Origin of the sequence: Rhizobium hidalgonense, assembly GCF_002914525.1 — a bacterium.
In the GTDB taxonomy this organism is placed as follows: Bacteria; Pseudomonadota; Alphaproteobacteria; order Rhizobiales; family Rhizobiaceae; genus Rhizobium; species Rhizobium hidalgonense.
The window spans coordinates 150,285-166,816 of the sequence record NZ_LODW01000127.1 but is presented as its reverse complement, the minus strand read 5'-3'; the positions used below and the strand labels follow the sequence as shown (position 1 = coordinate 166,816).

Sequence of the window (16,532 nt, the reverse complement as noted above, 5' to 3'; positions counted from 1 at the left end):
CTTCCCCTCCAATCCGCTCAGCGAACGATCGTCAGCGTCTCCGCCGCGCGGGTGATCGCGGTATAGAGCCAGCGTTCCCGTGTATCGCGAAAGGCCCAGCTCTCGTCGAACAACACGACGTCGTTCCACTGCGAACCCTGCGCCTTGTGAACGGTCAGCGCATAACCGTAGTCGAACTCGTCGTAGCGCTTGCGGGTGTTCCAGGGGATCTCGCCCTCGACATCTTCAAAGGCCTGCTTCAGGAGCTTGATCTTCGCTGCCCCGCGGTCCATGTCGTCGTCTTCGGGACGGACCAGCAGATTGATGCCGGGTTTGGTCGTTTCCTTGGACGAGGTCATCACCTGCCAGAGTGAGCCGTTGAGCAGGCCCTTGGCGGGATCGTTGCGGAGGCAGACGAGCTTGTCGCCGGTCTGCGGATACTCGGCATTGAAGCCTTTCAACTCGCGCAGGCGCTGATTGTAGCGCCGCCGCGTCCTGTTGGTGCCGACAAGCACCTGGTCGGCTTTCATCACGAGATCCTGGGTAACCTCGTGCTTCGAGATCACCTTGGCCGTGCCGTAATCGCCGTACATCACCTCGTTGCCTTCGCGCACCTGCATGGCAAGCTTGATGATCGGATTGTCGCGCGCCTGGCGGTGGATATCGGTGAGCAGGTAATCCGGGTCCTGATTGGTGAAGTAACCGCCGCCGCTGACCGGCGGCAGCTGGCCGGGATCACCGAGCACCAGGATCGGGGTGCCGAAGCTCATCAAATCCTTGCCGAGCGCCTCGTCCACCATCGAGCATTCGTCGACGATGATCAGCGCGGCTTTCGCGACCGGGCTCTGCCGGTTAATCGAAAACATCGGCGCGATCGAGGTCTTGCCGGTTTCCTCGTCCTCCACCGCTTCCTCGCCGCGCGGGCGATAGATCAGCGAATGAATGGTCTTGGCGTTGGAGGCGCCGCGCGAACGCAGCACTTGCGCCGCCTTGCCGGTGAAGGCGGCAAACAATACGTCGCCATCGACATTCTCGGCGAAATGCCGGGCAAGCGTCGTCTTGCCCGTTCCGGCATAGCCGAACAGGCGAAAGAGTGGCGAACGCCCTTCATTCAGCCATTTCGAAACAGCCTTGAGGGCTTCGTCTTGTTGCGGCGCAAATTGCATGATCGGACGACTTGGCAGGATTCGCAGCCGTTAGGCAAGGCGGAAACTGATGCGGCAGAGCCGATGATGGCAGATCCCGGCGCTCAGCCGTTCCAGCCTCGGTCCGCGCCGCTCGTGGCCATCGACGGGTCCCGCCCGATGGCATCGGTCAGAAAATCCAGAACCGTCTTGACGCGCAGCGGCATGTTCCGTCTCGAGGGATAGACGACGGTGATCGGCAGGCGGCTCGGCCGAAAATCCTCCATCACCGGGATCAGCCGGCCGGCGGCGATATCGGGCATAGCGATGATATGGGAGAGCACCGCCAGTCCGGCGCCGGCAAGCGCCGCCCTGTGAATGGCGACGGCGTTGCAGGCGGTCAGCCGCGGCGAGATCCGAACCGAAATGTCTTCCGAGCCGTTCGAGAACGACCATATGTTGGCCCCGCCTGCCCTGCTGTAGCACAGGCATTCATGGTCCTTGATGTCCTTCGGAGCGAGCGGCGCCGCCCTGCGGGCGAGATAGGCGGGAGACGCTACGAGGAAGGCCGTCGTCCAGCCGAGCCGCCGGCAGACGAGGCTGCTGTCGGCGACGGAGCCGAGGCGCACTTCGAGGTCCAAGCGCTCCTCGATCATATCGGAGCTCTGCTCCCTTAAGAGCAGTTCCACCGAGAGCTTCGGATGGGCGGATAGAAGATCGCCCAGCAGATCGCTGAGATAGAGGCCGAGTGGTGCCGGAACGCTGAGCCTGACCTTTCCGGAAGCCATGGCGCCCTCCGATCCGGCCGCATCGCCGAGTTCCTCTACTGCTTCGAGTATCCTTAGGGCCATCGGCAGCATGCGCTCCCCCTCCGCCGTCAGTGACAGGCCGCTCGTCGTGCGGTGCAGGAAGCGGGTGTTGAAATGGCCCTCGAGGGCTGCCACCTGCCGCGACACCGCCGGCTGGGTCACGTCGAGATCGTGCGCCGCCGCCGAAAACGAGCCCGTCTCCACGACGCGCTGAAAGGTCCGCAATGCCGAAACGATATCCATCCCTGCCCCCTCATACTTTTGCACATAGGCTTTATGTCGCCAAACTAAGCGAGAATGGCTTTACAGTCCAGCAATTAAGGATATCTTTTATCCATAAGGATATTGAATATCCTTAATTAGAGGAGAAAGACATGACCCAGCGATTGAACTACGCCCAGCAGTCCCCCGAGCTTTTCAAGAAGTTCATGGAATTCAGCATGGCGCTGCGTAGCAGCGTGATCGACGAAAAGCTGCAGGCCCTCATCGAGATCCGCGCCTCGCAGATCAACGGATGCGGCTTTTGCCTCGACATGCATGTGAAGCAGGCAAAAATCCATGGTGAGAGCGAGCTGCGTCTCCATCACGTCGCCATCTGGCGGGAATCGAACCTGTTCGTTCCCCGCGAGCGCGCAGCGCTTGCCTGGACCGAAGCGCTGACGAAACTTCCCGAGGGCGGCATTCCCGACGAGGTCTATGAACGGGTTCGCGGCCAGCTTTCAGAAAAGGAAATCTCCGACCTGACCTTCGTCGTCATGGCCATCAATGCCTGGAACCGCGTCAATGTCGGCTTCAAGACCGTTCCCGGTTCTGCCGACAAAGCCTACGGCCTCGATAAAGCGGGCCTGAACTAAACCTTACAATTCATTGAGAAGATTCACCTTTGACGCTGCCGCATCCCGGCAGCGAACGGAGATCCGTTATGAAAATCGTCGTCATCGGCGGAACCGGCCTCATCGGTTCGAAGACTGTCGAACGCCTGCGCAAGCGCGGGCATGAGGTGATTGCCGCCTCGCCGAACTCAGGCGTCAACACGATCACCGGCGAAGGGCTGGCAGAAGCGCTTGCGGGCGCCCAAGTCGTGCTCGACCTCGCCAATTCGCCGTCCTTCGAAGACAAGGCCGTGCTCGAATTCTTCGAAACCTCGGGGCGCAATCTTCTCGCCGCCGAGAAGGTCGCGGGCGTCAAGCACCATATCGCGCTTTCGGTCGTCGGCACCGACCGCCTGCAGGAAAGCGGTTATTTCCGCGGCAGGCTCGCCCAGGAAAAGCTGATTGAAGCCTCGGGCATTCCCTATACCATCGTGCATTCGACGCAGTTCATGGAATTCCTGAACGGCATCGCCCAATCCGGCACGGTCGGCGAGACGGTCCGCCTGTCGCCGGCCTATGTGCAGCCGATCGCTTCCGACGACGTTGCCGACGCCATGGCCGACGTGGCGCTCTCCGCCCCAGCCAATACGGCGGTCGAGATAGCAGGTCCGGAACGGGCCCGCCTGAGCGAACTCGTTGCCCGCTACCTGAAGGCGACGAAAGACCCGAGGACCGTCGAGGCCGACGCCGAGGCGCGATATTTCGGCGCAAGGCTGAACGATCGGTCGCTCGTCTCCGACGACAATCCGCGGCTCGGTACGATCACCTTCGAAGAGTGGTTCGCCAGATCAGCCCAGTCGAAGTGATTGCCTTGCCTCAGGACGCGGCCGCTCGGGCGCGTCCTCTCCATCCCAGCAACAAAGGAGATTCCCATGATCAGAGCATCAGTCATCGTCGCCGCCCTCGCCTTTCTCACAGCCACCGGCGCTGCCGCCCACGACAGCGGCAAATCCGCGAAGGTGACGCTCGTCTATGAGCACGAACTGCCGAACGTACCGGGCAAAAGCATCAAGGGCGTGCTGGTCGAATACGGCCCGGGCGGCTTCTCCGAAGGCCATACCCACCCGGACTCGGCCTTCATCTACGCCACTGTGCTCGAGGGATCGATCCGCAGCCAGGTCAATGACGGCCCGGTCAAGGTCTTTCAGGCCGGAGAGAGCTTCTCGGAAATGCCGGGCGACCGCCATGGCGTCAGCGCCAACGGCAGCGAGACGAAACCCGCCCGCCTGCTCGCCGTCTTCGTCGTCGACACCGACCAGAAAGAACTGACATTCCCGCTGCAGAACTGATGGTCCCCCGCGCAAGTCGATGCTTGCGCGGCTGGCCGACATGCTGAATCATGTGCCGCCCGCCCCCTTCCGGAGACAGACAGAGATGATCTACGACGCGCTCTTCGGCAAGCCGCTAATATCCCTCATCGTGGTAGGCTTTGCCGGCATCCTCGTCTGGTACTTCCTCTCCAGCCAGCGGCCGACGACGCGTCTGGTGGTGCAGATCCTCTTCTTTGCCGTGATGACGCTGATCCTCGTCGGTAGCGGCATGGAACCCCACCGCTTTCAGGGCTATCAGTCCGAAGACCCGCAGGCCCTGCTCGTCATTGTCGCCAAATCGCTTTGGTGGGTCCACCTAGCATGGGCCGTCATCGGTTTCATCAGGCTTTATCTGGTGCTGGAGGGCAGTCCGCGCGAGGCGCGCCTGCTGCAGGATCTGGTCATCGGCGTCGTCTATATCGGCATGGCGCTCTCGATCCTCGCCTTCGTCTTCGGCGTGCCGATCGGAACCCTCGTCGCGACCTCAGGCGTGGTCGCCATTATTCTGGGTCTGGCGCTGCAGAACACGCTCGCCGACGTCTTTTCCGGCATCGCGCTGACGCTCGGCCGGCCCTATGTCATCGGCGACTGGATCCTGTTGAGCGACGGCACGGAAGGGCGCGTCGTCGAAAGCAACTGGCGCGCGACGCACATCCTGACCAGCGCAAACAATATCGTCGTCCTGCCGAACAGTTTTCTCGCGAAGCTCGGCCTGACCAATGTCAGCCGGCCGGACGAGACCCATCTCCTGATCCTCACAATCCGTATCGCCCCGACGCGGATGCCGGCATCGGTCCGCAAGATCATGCTCTCTGCTCTCACGAGCTGCAATACGATCGTGCGCGATCCGCCGCCGGTCGTCGCCTTGAAGGGGCTGGATGCCACCGCGCTCGAAGTCGAGCTGCAATTCCGGGTAACGAGCCCCAGCCAGCGCGTGCCGGCGCGAAACGAGGTGCTCGATCTCGTCTATCGCCATTGCAAATCCGCCGGCCTGCTTCTGGCCGTTCCGCCCGCAGCCAGTGTCCTGACCGCCGATCTGCCGACGGAAGAAAACGCCAAGCCGCCGAGCGTGACGCCGCTCGCGCTGATCGAAGCTATTCCGGTGTTTGCAACGCTGACATCCGATGAAAAGCAGAAACTCGCCGAAACCACCGCCGTGCGACAATTCCGCAAGGGCGATGTGATCGCGCGGGAGGGCGAAATGCTGCCCTCGCTGATGATGGTGCGCGCCGGCATCATCGTGGCGCGGCGCGAAGGCGAAGAGCGCGGACGGTTTGCGCCGGGCGATTTCTTCGGCGAGACCGGCCTGCTTGCCGGCATGCAGGAAGTCTGCGCCCTGGAGGCCCTGACCCCAGTGACCGTCTATGAAATCGACCAGGAGGCCTTCGCGCCGCTGCTCGCCGAACGCCCCGCATTGGCCGAAGAGATCGCCGAAGCCCTCGCCGGCCGCGCCGAACGCTTCCGCGATGGCGCCGCCCTGCCTACTGAACAGGCCCGCAACGCCCACGCCATCCTGAAGACCATCAGGACCATCTCCAGGGCGTAGCTATTGGCTTTACAGTCGATGACGACGCAATAACTCGAAGATCATAGGATCGGTGAAATTCGCAATAGGATCGTCACTGATGTCTGTTTTTCGATGATACTCACCTGCATCAAACGCCTCATATATCCCGTAAAATGGTTCCGGTAGCTCTGTCGCATTGGATTCTCCCAAGCCCGTCAGCACGCCAGACCATAGGTCGTTCATGAGTCGATCACAGACTTCATAAGACAGCTCTCGATCTTGATATTTTTGCGCAATCCGAAGAGCCGTGGAATTGTAAAACTCCCAATTGGCCATAAAGCCAGCCCATTTTCTTATATCGCTATCAGCAATACGGACCTCCGCCAGAGCGAGACTTGCATGAGGAAAGTTTCTAGAAAATCACACATCTTCGTCATTCAAAAAAGCGGTCATCCCTATTTGTCAACCGGACCCAAATTTAGACGGCGCCCTCAGCCGGCGCGCTTCAGCACCCATTCGAAGGTGCTCTGCCAGAGGTCGGGTCGCACCTCCTCGGATAGGATGCCGACTAGATCGGAGAGCCGGACGCGCCTCAGCGTATCGCGCCAGGCCTCGTCGGCTTCCCACATGATGCGCGCGACCGCACAAGGCTTGCTATCGCAATAGCCGGCCGGCCGGCACGGGTTGTTCTCCCGGATGTTCGTGCAGGTGAAGCTGCGCGCCTTTCCCTCGACCGCTTCGACGATGTCGAGGAAGTTTATCTCGGAGGCGGATCTCGCAAGTCTGTAGCCGCCGCTCGGGCCGAGCGTGGTATCGACGAGGGAGGCTTGCGAAAGGCTTTGCAGCGCCTTGGAGAGATATTCCTTCGGCAGACCATGAAGCTCGGCGAGCGCCTTGGTGGAGAGATACCTGCCCTCGGGCAGGCCCGCGAGAATGGCGCAGCAGTGCAGCGCCCACTCGACCTGGCTTTTCAGGATCATTCAGCAACTCGTCATGGCTGGTTCTGCGAACCGAATTAAGGATATAGAATATCCGCAAAACAGCATGATGTAAATGATCTGACGGGGCAGACTGTAGCGTTGAACTGGGGGCGCGCTTCCCCTGCCACGACTATTTTCGCTGGATGGGGAATAAAACCGCCTCGTCCGGTGTCTCATCTCAGGTATCGCAGAATTGCGTGCCCAACCTCAAGGAGAGACATCATGACATCCGTGAAATTCCTGTCCGTCGTGGCGGCAGCCGCCCTTGCCGCGACCGCCGCCTTCGCCGCCCCTCCCGTCAAGGAAGTCGAATCGGCCAAGGGCAAGGTGCTTGCCGGCGAAAACGACATGACCCTCTACACCTTCAAGAAGGACGCCAAGGGCGTTTCCAACTGCAACGACGATTGCGCCAAGAACTGGCCGCCGCTGATGGCCGCTTCCGGTGCCAAGGCCGATGGTGCATATTCGATCATCGAACGCAAGGACGGCACGAAGCAATGGGCCAAGGACGGCATGCCGCTCTATTACTGGGTCAAGGACAAGAAGGCCGGCGACATCACCGGCGACGGTGTCGGCGGCAATTGGGATCTCGCCAAACCTTGATAGTCTGGGCCTTGAAGCCAAGGAAGCCGGAGTGAAGATACCCGCACCCGAAACATTCGAGGGCGAGATCCTGGCCCTCCTGCCCTCGCTCAGGCGCTATTCGCGCAGCCTGACGCGTTCGGACGCCGATGGCGAGGATCTGCTCCAGGACTGCGTCGAGAAAGTGCTGGCGCGCCGTGGCCAATGGCGCGGCCTCAACCTGCGCGGCTGGGTCCTGACCATCATGACCAATCTCTACCGCAACGGCCGGCGCGGCAAGGCGCGCGACGGCCTGGTCGAGCTTGATGCCGCCGGGGATATGGCCGCTCCCGAACCCCCGGCCGATCCGCTGGAGCGCGCACGGCTCGATAATGCATTGAACAGCCTTTCGGAGGAACACCGCGCCGTGCTGATGCTCGTGGTCATCGAAGGATACACTTACAGCGAGGTTGCCGCTTCCCTCGACATTCCCATCGGCACCGTCATGTCCCGGCTGTCGCGCGCCCGCCGGCGCGTTGCCGAGCGGCTGAAGGCCGACAACGTCATTACGCTTCGGAGACCGAAATGAACGAAGCCAACCCGATCGTCACCGAAGCCGATCTCCACGCCTATGCCGACGGCCAGCTGCCGGAAACCGCGCGTGCCCGGATCGAAGCATTCCTTGCGGATAATCCCGGCGAGGCGGCGATGGTCGCCGAATGGCAGGCGCAGAATAGCGGCATCCGATCACTGTTCTCAGTCTACGAGAAGGCAAAGGACACCGACCCCCTGCTCGTCGCCCACACACGCGCCGTCTCCTCTCCGCCGAAACGCTGGGCGATCGCCGCCGCGGCTCTCGTCGTCTTCGCGCTCGGGACCGTCAGCGGCCACTATGGCCCGGCACTTCTAACAAGGCCGGACCTGCAGCTTGCCAGCTCCGAAACCTTGCCGAAACAGGCGGAGACCGCCTTCATGGTCTACGCCGCCGAGGTTCGCCACCCGGTCGAGGTCTTCGCCGACGAGGAGGCCCATCTCGCCACCTGGCTCGGCAAGCGCCTGGCGATCCAGAACCTGAAGATCCCGAACCTGCAGCCGCTCGGCTTCAAGCTGGTCGGCGGCCGCCTGCTGCCGGTCGATGGCAGGCCCGGCGCCATGTTCATGTACGAGAACCAAGGGGGCGAACGCCTGACCGTCATGGTCGGCCGCAACAAGGAAAACCGCACGACGAGCTTCCGCTTCGCCTCCTCGGGCAATCTCGAAACCTTCTACTGGATCGACGGCGAACTCGGTTATGCCGTCACCGGCGAGATCACGCGTGAGACCCTGCGCGGTATAGCCGAGGAGTGCTACAGGCAGTTTCCGTCGTGAAGATCAGCGCAACGGATCGTTGATGAGTTCGATCCGCTGCCCATGCGGCGTCGCTTCCGCGGCCCGCTGCCAGCTCTGCTGCAGGTCGAGAATGACGGATGCATCCGCTATGCCGCGGCTGACCAGCAGTTCGCAAAGGGCCGCCACCCAGCAGTCGAAATAGTCGCTGCCATCCTCCGCGCGGCCGGGCTCATGCAACTCCTTAGACAGGGCCTCGGCCCATTCGCCCCAGGCGAACAGCCCCTTCTCATGCAGATGCACCGTCATGGCGAAAGCGTCGGCAGCCCAAGGCTCGGGAAAAACCGGATCACCCTCCGGCGACCTCGGCAAACCTGGCGATTGCGCCAGCTGAGACCGCGTTTCACACACGCTCAAGATAGCTCTCCCACGCATCGATCGAGACCGTCAGCAATGGGTCGGCCCCCTCGCCCCAAATCTCCACGCCGTCGAAGACGACGGTATAGAGCCATTGCGGGTTCTCGCCTTTGCCATGGGCATTATCATCGGGGAAAACGAAAGAGCCCTGCACAGCCTCGACGACACCTGTCCTGGCGCGCGCATAGCGCGGCAGCCGCGTATGGGTCGCCGGATTGAAATTTTTCGTCCGCACCGCCTCACCCACCGCAAAGAGCGGCGCGACCTCGACAGGACGATCGCAAGGACCGCCTTTCGCCAGAGCCGCCGACACCATATCCGCCTTCAGCACCCGCTTCGGCGCCGTCCCCTCCCTCAATTTTCGCCCGGACGAGAGCTCCTCGCGCGTCGCAAAGCCGTGCCGTTCCAGCAGCGTCTCGACGCCGCGCATCCAGATCTCATAATAGCTCGCCGCGAGATAGGCAGCCGGCGGAATATTCTCGCGCGCATGCCGGCTTTCATCGATCGTCCAGGCGCCGAAAGCGCCGCAGGAAAGCGTGATGCCGAGCGCCCGCTTTTCCCATTCGGCATGGAAATAGGGCTCGTCCTTTTCGGGCGCGACAAGCCCAAAGCCCATCTGACCGCCGAGATCATGCGGTCCGTTCATGGCAGAACCTCCGGGCTGCCGGCTGCTGAAATCTTCGAGCTGCCTGCAACCGCCGTGCCGATCATCGCATCGCGGCTGACTAGACCGGCAAGCGATTGCTCATCCATGCCTTCCGTGCCTGCCGGCCGCTCGGGGATCACGAGATAACGCAACTCCGCCGTCGAATCCCAGACCCGGATCTTCTTGCCCTCAGGCAGCGTCAGCCCGAATTCGGCCAGCACGCCGCGCGGATCGATGACGGCGCGCGAGCGATAGGCCGGCGCCTTGTACCACACCGGCGGAAGGCCGAGCACCGACCAGGGATAACAGGAGCAGAGCGTGCAGACGATGAGGTTATGGGTCTCGGGCGTATTGAAAACGGCGCGCATATGCTCGCCCTGCCGGCCGGCATAACCGAGGCTCGCAATCGCCGCCGTCGCATCGCGCTTCAGCCAGTCGGCGAAATCGGCATCGCTCCAGGCTTTGGCGACGACATGCGCACCATTGCGCGGCCCCACCTTCGTCTCATAGGTCTCGACGATCGCATCGATCGCCGCCGGATCGATCAACCTCTTCTCCGTCAGCAGCGTTTCCAGCGCTTTTACGCGGGCCTGCATGTCGGAGTAGTGGTTGTCGTGATCGTGATGATGTTCGTCATGGTCGTGCAAGGCAATGTCCTCCCGAAACGGCGACTGAAAAGTGAGCGAAGTCCGCGTCTTGCTCCCTCTTCTCCCCAGCGGGGAGAAGGTGGCCCGAAGGGTCGGATGAGGGGGCCGCACGGCACGCCATTCATTGTTGCCCTTCGCTTACGCTCAGCGCATTCGCTCCTATTGTCGCTCACCCCCTCATCTGCCTGCCGGCATCTTCTCCCAGCTGGGGAGAAGGGGAATCGCGGAAACGTCTCGCCCTTTTTTAAACCGTCGCCCCTCTTTCTACCATACACCACAACTCCGCCAAGCCCTCCTATCCGCCTCAAGCTTTTCCGCTAATCTCCTGCCATGAACATCCTGATTCTCGGCGCAACCGGCTTCATAGGCTCCGTCGTCGCTGCCCGGCTTGCGGCCGATGGGCATGCCGTCACCGGGCTCGGCCGCAATCCCGCGCGTGCCCGCCTGAAACAGCCGGCGATCGATTGGCGGCGGGCCGATCTGTCCCGTATGGCCAAACCCGAGGACTGGGGCGATCTCCTTGAGGGCCAGCACGTCGTCGTCAATTGCGCCGGTGCGCTGCAGGACGGTCTTTCCGATGACGTGGCGGCGACGCAGGCCGATGCAATGCTGGCGCTCTATTCCGCGGCCAAACGGACGTCGCGGCCTCTGATCGTCCAAATCTCCGCAAGGACGACGGGCGCGGCGGGCAATCTGCCTTTTCTCGCCACCAAGCGGCGGGCCGATGAGGCGCTGGCGGCAAGCGGTCTGCCTTATCTCATCCTGCGCCCTGCCCTGGTTCTCGGCCGCAATGCCCATGGCGGCTCGTCGCTGCTCAGGGCGCTCGCCGCCAGTCCCCTGGTGCTTCCGCTCATCCATGCCGACAGTCCGGTCGAAACGCTTGCTGTGGACGATGTGGCGGAAGCCGTATCGCGGGCGGTCACAGGTGACCTCCGTGGGAATATCGATCTCGCCGCCGATGAAATCCTAACGCTCGCCGAGCTCGTCCGCCTGCACCGGCAATGGCTGGGCCTGCCGGCTGCCCGCGTCTTTTCCCTTGCCCCGTGGCTTGCGAGGCCCGTGACGTGGCTTGCCGATATGGCCGGGCTGCTCGGCTGGCGTTCGCCGCTGCGCTCGACGGCGATGACGGTCATGTCGGAGGGCATACGAAGCGCCAAGGCAGAAAGCGGCCTCACCACGACATCCGCGGCCGCAGCGCTCTCGGCCAATCCCTCCGGCGTGCAGGACCTCTGGTTCGCTCGGCTCTATCTCCTGAAGCCGCTGACTATAGCAGGCCTCTCCGTCTTCTGGCTGCTCTCCGGCCTGATCCCGCTGCTGGCGCTGGAGAAGACATCGGCCCACTTCCTGCCGTTCATGCCGGACGCGACGGCCACGGCTCTGACGCTTGCGACCTGCCTCATCGACATCGCACTTGGCGCCGCCGTGCTTGTCCGTCCGCTCGCCAAACGCGCCCTCCTCGGCATGCTGGCCGTCTCTTTCGCTTACCTCATCGGCGCCAGCCTGCTCGAACCGGCGCTTTGGCTCGATCCGCTCGGCGTCCTCGTCAAGGTGCTGCCGTCGATCCTGCTGACGCTGACGGCGCTTGCCACGCTGGATGAACGCTGATGCTGGAACAATGGCTGCTGCTTGCCCATGTCATCGGCGCGACCGCGCTCTTCGGCACCGGCGCCGGCATCGCTTTCTTCATGGTGATGGCACACCGGACGCGAATCCCGTCCTGATCGCCCATGTCGCCGCGACCGTCGTCGTCGCCGACACCGTCTTCACCGCCACAGCCGCCGTACTCCAGCCGGTGACCGGCTATCTGCTGGCGCGCTCGATCGGTTGGGAGCTTTCGGAAGGCTGGATTGCGCTTTCGCTGACCCTTTACGTCGTCACTGGCCTGTTCTGGCTGCCGGTCGTCTGGATCCAGATCCAGCTTCGCGATCTCGCCCGCGCCGCCTCGGCTTCCGCAAGCCCCTTGCCGCCTGCCTATTTCAGCCTCTACCGCATCTGGTTTGCCTGCGGCTTTCCGGCCTTCGCAGCCGTCCTCGGCATTCTCTGGCTGATGCTGACGAAACCGGCGATCGCTCTATTTTAGCATCGGCCAGAGGCTCGCCACCAAGAGTACCGCCATGCTGATATTGAACCATTTCAGCCGCACCGGGTCGGAAAGCCATTCCCTGAGCGCCGAGCCGAAGCCCGCCCATGTCGAAACGCTGGGAATATTGACCGCCGCGAAGGCCAGGCCGACGATCAGCACGCTGACGAGATAGAGCTGAGGATTGGTATAGGTCGCCATCGCCGTGACCGCCATCACCCAGGCTTTCGGATTGACCCACTGGAAGGCGGCTGCCGCGAAAAAAGACATCGGTTTTACGCCGCTCTTGCCTTCACTCAGCGACCGCGATGAGGCAATCTTCCAGGCAATCCAGACGAGATAGGCGCCGCCGGCAAATTTCAGCACCGTATAGGCGACAGGCACCGCGTGCAGCAGCGCGCCGAGCCCCAAGCCGACGCCGATGAGCAGCGAGAAGAAGCCGACACCGATGCCGAACATATGCGGGACGGTCCTGCGGAAGCCGAAATTCACGCCCGATGCAAAGAGCATCATATTGTTCGGCCCCGGCGTGATCGACGTCGTGAAGGCAAAGAGGACGAGGGCGAAAAACGTATCCAGCGGCATGAAACCTCCCGGGGACCGGCCATTCTTCGGAGCCGGTTTTATTTAGGTCAATCTAGCTGTCCTAAAGTGCCGATGCCATTCCATCATTGTCATGGTGACAGGATTACTTGAAAGATAGGAATTGGCCGCAATCTCCTGCAAAATGGAAAAGATCATGCAAGACGACCCGATCCCGACAATCACCTTCCCGAACGGCGCGCAAGTGCCGGCGCTCGGCCAGGGAACTTGGGCCATGGGCGAGGATGCCGGTCATGCAGGCGCCGAGGTCGAAAGCCTGAGGACCGGCATCGATCTCGGCATGACGCTGATCGACACCGCCGAAATGTACGGCGACGGCGACGCCGAGGAGATCGTCGGCCAGGCGATCAGCGGGCGGCGCGACGAGGTGTTTATCGTCAGCAAGGTCTATCCATGGAATGCCAGCCTGAAAGGCACGATCGAAGCCTGCGAGCACAGCCTCGAACGACTGGGCACCGACCGCATCGATCTCTATCTCCTGCACTGGCGCGGCAACTATCCGCTCGCCGAGACCGTCGCGGCCTTTGAAAGGCTCAAGGCATCCGGCAAAATCGGCGCCTGGGGCGTCTCCAATTTCGACACCGACGACATGGAGGAACTGCTCGGCGTGCCCGACGGCGCCAATGTCGCCGCCAACCAGGTGCTCTACAATCTCGCCCGCCGCGGCATCGAATTCGATCTGCTGCCCTGGTGCCAGAGCCGCGGCATTCCCGTCATGGCCTATTCGCCAATCGAGCAAGGAAACATACTGCATAATGCGGAGCTGATCCGCATCGCTAAGGCCTATCAGGCAACGCCAGCGCAGTTGGCGCTGGCCTTCCTGCTCGAACGCGACGGCGTCATCGTCATCCCGAAGACCTCGAATGCCGAACGCGTTCGCGAAAACCGCGACTGCGTCTCGCTTGAGATCACCAACGAGGATTGGGAAGCGCTGGACGCCGCCTTCCCGCCGCCGGCAAGGAAAAAGCCGCTGGAGATGCTTTGATCGCCAGCGGCTCGAACTGTTTCCCAAAGCCCGCCAACTCCTCTTCCGTCATGCTCGAGCTTGTGTCGAGGATCTGCGCCGTTCCATACGCAGCAGATCGTCGGCACAAGGCCGAGGACAACGTCGAGTCAATATTGGGGACTCACATCCCCTGCGCGCCACGGTTCATCGCGGCAATACCCGTGCGGCAGACCTCGATCAGGCCGAGCGGCTTCATGATTGCCACGAACTGGTCGATCTTCGACGACTTGCCGGTGATCTCCAGAATGAAGTGATCGATCGTCGCGTCGACCACCTTGGCATGGAATGCATCGGCAAGACGCAGCGTCTCGGCGCGCATCTCGCCTTCGCCGATCACCTTGACCAGCGCCACTTCGCGCTCGATCGGCCGTTCCTGACCGAGTTCGCGGGCGCGCACCGTCAGGTCGACGACGCGATGCACCGGCACGATGCGCTCGAGCTGCGCCTTGATCTGCTCCAGCACGTGCGGCGTGCCGCGCGTGACGATGGTGATACGGGAAAGATGCGCTTGGTGTTCGGTTTCGGAGACCGTCAGGCTCTCGATATTGTAGCCGCGGCCGGAGAACAGACCGATGACCCGGGCAAGAACGCCCGGCTCGTTGTCGACGAGAATGGAAAGCGTGTGACTTTCGATCGCCGCCGTTTCGGGCGAGATGAAATAGGCGGAGCCCGTGGGCTGTAGGTGTGCGTTCATGGCGATGGTTCTTTCCTTTATCAGACGAGCGCGCGGCCCTTGGCGTCGATCGCATTGGCGACCGCTTCGTCGGTGGCTTCGTCCGGCAGCAGCATTTCGTTATGGGCCTTGCCCGAGGGAATCATCGGGAAGCAATTGGCGAGATTGGCAACACGGCAATCGAAAATGACCGGCTTTCTGACTTCGATCATCTCCAGAATCGTGTCGTCGAGATGCTCCGGCTTTTCACAGCGCAGGCCGACGGCACCATAGGCTTCCGCCAGCTTGACGAAATCGGGCATCGCCTCGGTATAGGAGTTCGACAGACGGTTGCCGTGCAGCAGTTGCTGCCACTGGCGCACCATGCCCATATATTGGTTGTTCATGATGAAGATCTTGATCGGCGCGTCGTGCTGGATCGCTGCCGACATTTCCTGGATGCACATCTGGATCGACGCGTCGCCGGCAATATCGATGACCAGGCTTTCGGGATGGGCGATCTGCACGCCGAGTGCAGCGGGCAGGCCGTAGCCCATCGTGCCGAGGCCGCCCGAGGTCATCCAACGGTTCGGCTGCTCGAACCCGAAGAACTGCGCCGCCCACATCTGGTGCTGGCCGACTTCGGTGGTGATGTAGGTATCGCGGTCCTTAGTGTGGGCATAGAGCCGCTCCAGCGCATATTGCGGCATGATGACATCGCTGCTTTTCGTATAGGCGAAGGAGTTACGCGCCCGCCAGCGGGCGATATCGGTCCACCATTCCTCGATACGACCCTTCTCCGGTTTCTTCGGCAGCGCCCGCCACAAGCGAACCATATCTTCGAGAACGTGGCCGACATCCCCGCGGATGCCGATATCGACGCGGACGTTCTTGTTGATCGAGGAAGGATCGATGTCGATATGGATCTTCTTCGAGTTCGGCGAAAAGGCGTTGAGGCGGCCGGTGATGCGGTCGTCGAAGCGCGCGCCGATGCAAACCATGACATCGCAGTCGTGCATCGCCATGTTGGCTTCGTAAGAGCCGTGCATGCCGAGCATTTTCAGCCAGTTCTTGCCCGAAGCAGGATAAGCGCCGAGGCCCATCAGCGTCGAGGTGATCGGGAAATCGGTGAGCTCGACCAGCTCGCGCAGCAGCTTGGAGGCCTCGGGGCCGGAATTGATGACGCCGCCGCCGGAGTAGATGATCGGACGGCGCGCATTCGCCATCAGTTCGATCGCCGCATGGATCTGGTTGAGGTCGCCCTGGATCTTCGGCTGATAGCTCTTCTGAATCGTGTAATCCGCGGGCGGTGTGTAGGTGCCGGTGGCAAACTGTACGTCTTTCGGAATATCGACGACCACCGGGCCCGGACGGCCGGACTGGGCGATGCGGAAGGCCTCGTGAATGACGGCGGCGAGCTGGTTGACGTCCTTGACCAGCCAGTTGTGCTTGGTGCAGGGCCGGGTGATGCCGACCGTATCGCATTCCTGGAAGGCGTCGGAGCCGATCAGCGGGGTCGGGACCTGACCGGTCAGGCAGACGAGCGGGACCGAATCCATCAGCGCATCCTGCAACGGGGTGACCGCATTGGTAGCGCCCGGACCCGAGGTGACCAGCATGACGCCGACCTTGCCGGTGGAGCGGGCATAACCTTCGGCCGCGTGGCCTGCCCCCTGCTCGTGGCGGACGAGGATGTGCTTGACCTCGTCTTGCTGGAAGATCTCGTCATAGATCGGCAGGACCGCGCCGCCGGGATAGCCGAAGATATGTTCGACGCCATTGTCCTTCAGCGCCTTGAGAACGATCTCCGCTCCCGTCATCCGATTGCCTGCCGCCTGGTTGTCCGTGCTCATCTGTCTGTTCCGTTTGATGCTGGGATTTGCGTTTGTGGCCGGAAGCCCGAATTTCGGGCATAAAAAAAGGCCCCGAAGGAGCCTGTCATCTAGCGCATGGGTGGCTACCGCCGGATGGTTACACCATCCTGCCCATGCGCTTTCCCACCACGATAAGAGC

Annotated in this window: 18 protein-coding genes and 1 pseudogene; 10 read left to right on the top strand and 9 right to left on the bottom strand. The window is 62.1% G+C overall.

The annotated features are described in order from the left end of the window. Positions 1-17 precede the first annotated feature (17 nt). Together ATY29_RS34270 and ATY29_RS34265 are read right to left on the bottom strand one after the other, a co-directional pair. Positions 18-1,145, bottom strand: a complete 1,128-nt coding sequence (locus ATY29_RS34270; protein ID WP_003564784.1) for an ATP-dependent DNA helicase — start codon at positions 1,143-1,145, stop codon at positions 18-20. 83 nt (positions 1,146-1,228) lie between these two features. Further along, entirely contained in the window at positions 1,229-2,155 is a 927-nt protein-coding gene (locus tag ATY29_RS34265; protein WP_025416592.1) for a LysR family transcriptional regulator, read from the bottom strand. Positions 2,156-2,286: 131 nt separating this feature from the next. Between ATY29_RS34265 and ATY29_RS34260 the strand changes: the two genes are divergently transcribed. From ATY29_RS34260 to ATY29_RS34245, 4 genes are all read left to right on the top strand, one after another. Further along, a complete protein-coding gene (locus ATY29_RS34260) occupies positions 2,287-2,766 on the top strand; it encodes a carboxymuconolactone decarboxylase family protein (protein ID WP_025416593.1) in 480 nt (159 codons plus the stop codon). Between the two features lie 68 nt (positions 2,767-2,834). Further along, on the top strand, positions 2,835-3,590 hold the full coding sequence (locus tag ATY29_RS34255; RefSeq protein WP_097534144.1) for an SDR family oxidoreductase: 756 nt from the start codon (positions 2,835-2,837) through the stop codon (positions 3,588-3,590). Between the two features lie 66 nt (positions 3,591-3,656). Continuing rightward, a complete protein-coding gene (locus ATY29_RS34250) occupies positions 3,657-4,073 on the top strand; it encodes a cupin domain-containing protein (protein WP_025416595.1) in 417 nt (138 codons plus the stop codon). An 85-nt stretch (positions 4,074-4,158) separates the two neighbouring features. Then, complete coding sequence (locus ATY29_RS34245; RefSeq protein ID WP_097534225.1) at positions 4,159-5,640, top strand: cyclic nucleotide-binding domain-containing protein; 1,482 nt, start codon at positions 4,159-4,161, stop codon at positions 5,638-5,640. Between the two features lie 452 nt (positions 5,641-6,092). Here the strand turns inward: ATY29_RS34245 and ATY29_RS34240 are convergent, their stop codons facing one another. Continuing rightward, entirely contained in the window at positions 6,093-6,581 is a 489-nt protein-coding gene (locus ATY29_RS34240) for an RrF2 family transcriptional regulator (RefSeq protein WP_025416598.1), read from the bottom strand. Positions 6,582-6,803: 222 nt separating this feature from the next. Between ATY29_RS34240 and ATY29_RS34235 the strand changes: the two genes are divergently transcribed. Genes ATY29_RS34235 through ATY29_RS34225 form a run of 3 tightly spaced genes read left to right on the top strand, consistent with a single transcriptional unit; the run spans position 6,804 to position 8,510 of the window. Continuing rightward, positions 6,804-7,184, top strand: coding sequence for a COG4315 family predicted lipoprotein (locus ATY29_RS34235; protein ID WP_025416599.1), 381 nt, complete (start codon positions 6,804-6,806; stop codon positions 7,182-7,184). A 31-nt stretch (positions 7,185-7,215) separates the two neighbouring features. Further along, complete coding sequence (locus tag ATY29_RS34230) at positions 7,216-7,731, top strand: RNA polymerase sigma factor (protein WP_003564800.1); 516 nt, start codon at positions 7,216-7,218, stop codon at positions 7,729-7,731. Then, entirely contained in the window at positions 7,728-8,510 is a 783-nt protein-coding gene (locus tag ATY29_RS34225; protein WP_003564802.1) for an anti-sigma factor family protein, read from the top strand. The genes ATY29_RS34230 and ATY29_RS34225 overlap by 4 nt, the downstream gene beginning before the upstream one ends. A 3-nt stretch (positions 8,511-8,513) precedes the next feature. Here ATY29_RS34225 and ATY29_RS34220 read toward each other — a convergent pair whose 3' ends face one another. The 3 genes from ATY29_RS34220 to nthA are packed head-to-tail and all read right to left on the bottom strand — an operon-like array spanning position 8,514 to position 10,127. Further along, entirely contained in the window at positions 8,514-8,885 is a 372-nt protein-coding gene (locus tag ATY29_RS34220; protein WP_003564803.1) for a nitrile hydratase accessory protein, read from the bottom strand. Further along, the gene (nthB, locus tag ATY29_RS34215; protein WP_097534143.1) at positions 8,872-9,531 is read right to left on the bottom strand and encodes a nitrile hydratase subunit beta; all 660 of its coding nucleotides are present in this window, start codon (positions 9,529-9,531) and stop codon (positions 8,872-8,874) included. Before nthB ends, ATY29_RS34220 begins: the two co-directional genes overlap by 14 nt. After that, the gene (gene nthA, locus ATY29_RS34210; RefSeq protein ID WP_244597494.1) at positions 9,528-10,127 is read right to left on the bottom strand and encodes a nitrile hydratase subunit alpha; all 600 of its coding nucleotides are present in this window, start codon (positions 10,125-10,127) and stop codon (positions 9,528-9,530) included. Before nthA ends, nthB begins: the two co-directional genes overlap by 4 nt. 381 nt (positions 10,128-10,508) lie before the next feature. Between nthA and ATY29_RS34205 the strand changes: the two genes are divergently transcribed. Together ATY29_RS34205 and ATY29_RS34200 are read left to right on the top strand one after the other, a co-directional pair. Continuing rightward, a complete protein-coding gene (locus ATY29_RS34205; protein ID WP_097534142.1) occupies positions 10,509-11,783 on the top strand; it encodes an SDR family oxidoreductase in 1,275 nt (424 codons plus the stop codon). Then, a pseudogene (locus ATY29_RS34200) lies at positions 11,783-12,258 on the top strand (DUF2269 family protein). Before ATY29_RS34205 ends, ATY29_RS34200 begins: the two are co-directional and overlap by 1 nt. Here the strand turns inward: ATY29_RS34200 and ATY29_RS34195 are convergent. Continuing rightward, the gene (locus ATY29_RS34195) at positions 12,250-12,843 is read right to left on the bottom strand and encodes a LysE family translocator (protein ID WP_003564813.1); all 594 of its coding nucleotides are present in this window, start codon (positions 12,841-12,843) and stop codon (positions 12,250-12,252) included. The pseudogene ATY29_RS34200 and the gene ATY29_RS34195 overlap by 9 nt on opposite strands. A 154-nt stretch (positions 12,844-12,997) precedes the next feature. On the opposite strand from ATY29_RS34195, the gene ATY29_RS34190 reads away from it, so the two are divergent. Then, the gene (locus ATY29_RS34190; protein WP_097534223.1) at positions 12,998-13,846 is read left to right on the top strand and encodes an aldo/keto reductase; all 849 of its coding nucleotides are present in this window, start codon (positions 12,998-13,000) and stop codon (positions 13,844-13,846) included. A 142-nt stretch (positions 13,847-13,988) separates the two neighbouring features. On the opposite strand, the gene ilvN is transcribed toward ATY29_RS34190, so the two are convergent. Further along, a complete protein-coding gene (gene ilvN / locus ATY29_RS34185; RefSeq protein WP_003564820.1) occupies positions 13,989-14,561 on the bottom strand; it encodes an acetolactate synthase small subunit in 573 nt (190 codons plus the stop codon). Positions 14,562-14,581: 20 nt separating this feature from the next. Next, positions 14,582-16,372, bottom strand: a complete 1,791-nt coding sequence (locus ATY29_RS34180) for an acetolactate synthase 3 large subunit (protein ID WP_097534141.1) — start codon at positions 16,370-16,372, stop codon at positions 14,582-14,584. Between the last annotated feature and the right edge of the window lie 160 nt (positions 16,373-16,532).

What these genes read in the sequence shown, in the direction of transcription:
- ATY29_RS34270 (WP_003564784.1), bottom strand. Translation starts at nt 1,145, where the DNA reads ATGCAATTTGCGCCGCAACAAGACGAAGCCCTCAAGGCTGTTTCGAAA.
- ATY29_RS34265 (WP_025416592.1), bottom strand. Translation starts at nt 2,155, where the DNA reads ATGGATATCGTTTCGGCATTGCGGACCTTTCAGCGCGTCGTGGAGACG.
- ATY29_RS34260 (WP_025416593.1), top strand. Translation starts at nt 2,287, where the DNA reads ATGACCCAGCGATTGAACTACGCCCAGCAGTCCCCCGAGCTTTTCAAG.
- ATY29_RS34255 (WP_097534144.1), top strand. Translation starts at nt 2,835, where the DNA reads ATGAAAATCGTCGTCATCGGCGGAACCGGCCTCATCGGTTCGAAGACT.
- ATY29_RS34250 (WP_025416595.1), top strand. Translation starts at nt 3,657, where the DNA reads ATGATCAGAGCATCAGTCATCGTCGCCGCCCTCGCCTTTCTCACAGCC.
- ATY29_RS34245 (WP_097534225.1), top strand. Translation starts at nt 4,159, where the DNA reads ATGATCTACGACGCGCTCTTCGGCAAGCCGCTAATATCCCTCATCGTG.
- ATY29_RS34240 (WP_025416598.1), bottom strand. Translation starts at nt 6,581, where the DNA reads ATGATCCTGAAAAGCCAGGTCGAGTGGGCGCTGCACTGCTGCGCCATT.
- ATY29_RS34235 (WP_025416599.1), top strand. Translation starts at nt 6,804, where the DNA reads ATGACATCCGTGAAATTCCTGTCCGTCGTGGCGGCAGCCGCCCTTGCC.
- ATY29_RS34225 (WP_003564802.1), top strand. Translation starts at nt 7,728, where the DNA reads ATGAACGAAGCCAACCCGATCGTCACCGAAGCCGATCTCCACGCCTAT.
- nthB (WP_097534143.1), bottom strand. Translation starts at nt 9,531, where the DNA reads ATGAACGGACCGCATGATCTCGGCGGTCAGATGGGCTTTGGGCTTGTC.
- nthA (WP_244597494.1), bottom strand. Translation starts at nt 10,127, where the DNA reads ATGCAGGCCCGCGTAAAAGCGCTGGAAACGCTGCTGACGGAGAAGAGG.
- ATY29_RS34205 (WP_097534142.1), top strand. Translation starts at nt 10,509, where the DNA reads ATGAACATCCTGATTCTCGGCGCAACCGGCTTCATAGGCTCCGTCGTC.
- ATY29_RS34195 (WP_003564813.1), bottom strand. Translation starts at nt 12,843, where the DNA reads ATGCCGCTGGATACGTTTTTCGCCCTCGTCCTCTTTGCCTTCACGACG.
- ATY29_RS34190 (WP_097534223.1), top strand. Translation starts at nt 12,998, where the DNA reads ATGCAAGACGACCCGATCCCGACAATCACCTTCCCGAACGGCGCGCAA.
- ilvN (WP_003564820.1), bottom strand. Translation starts at nt 14,561, where the DNA reads ATGAACGCACACCTACAGCCCACGGGCTCCGCCTATTTCATCTCGCCC.
- ATY29_RS34180 (WP_097534141.1), bottom strand. Translation starts at nt 16,372, where the DNA reads ATGAGCACGGACAACCAGGCGGCAGGCAATCGGATGACGGGAGCGGAG.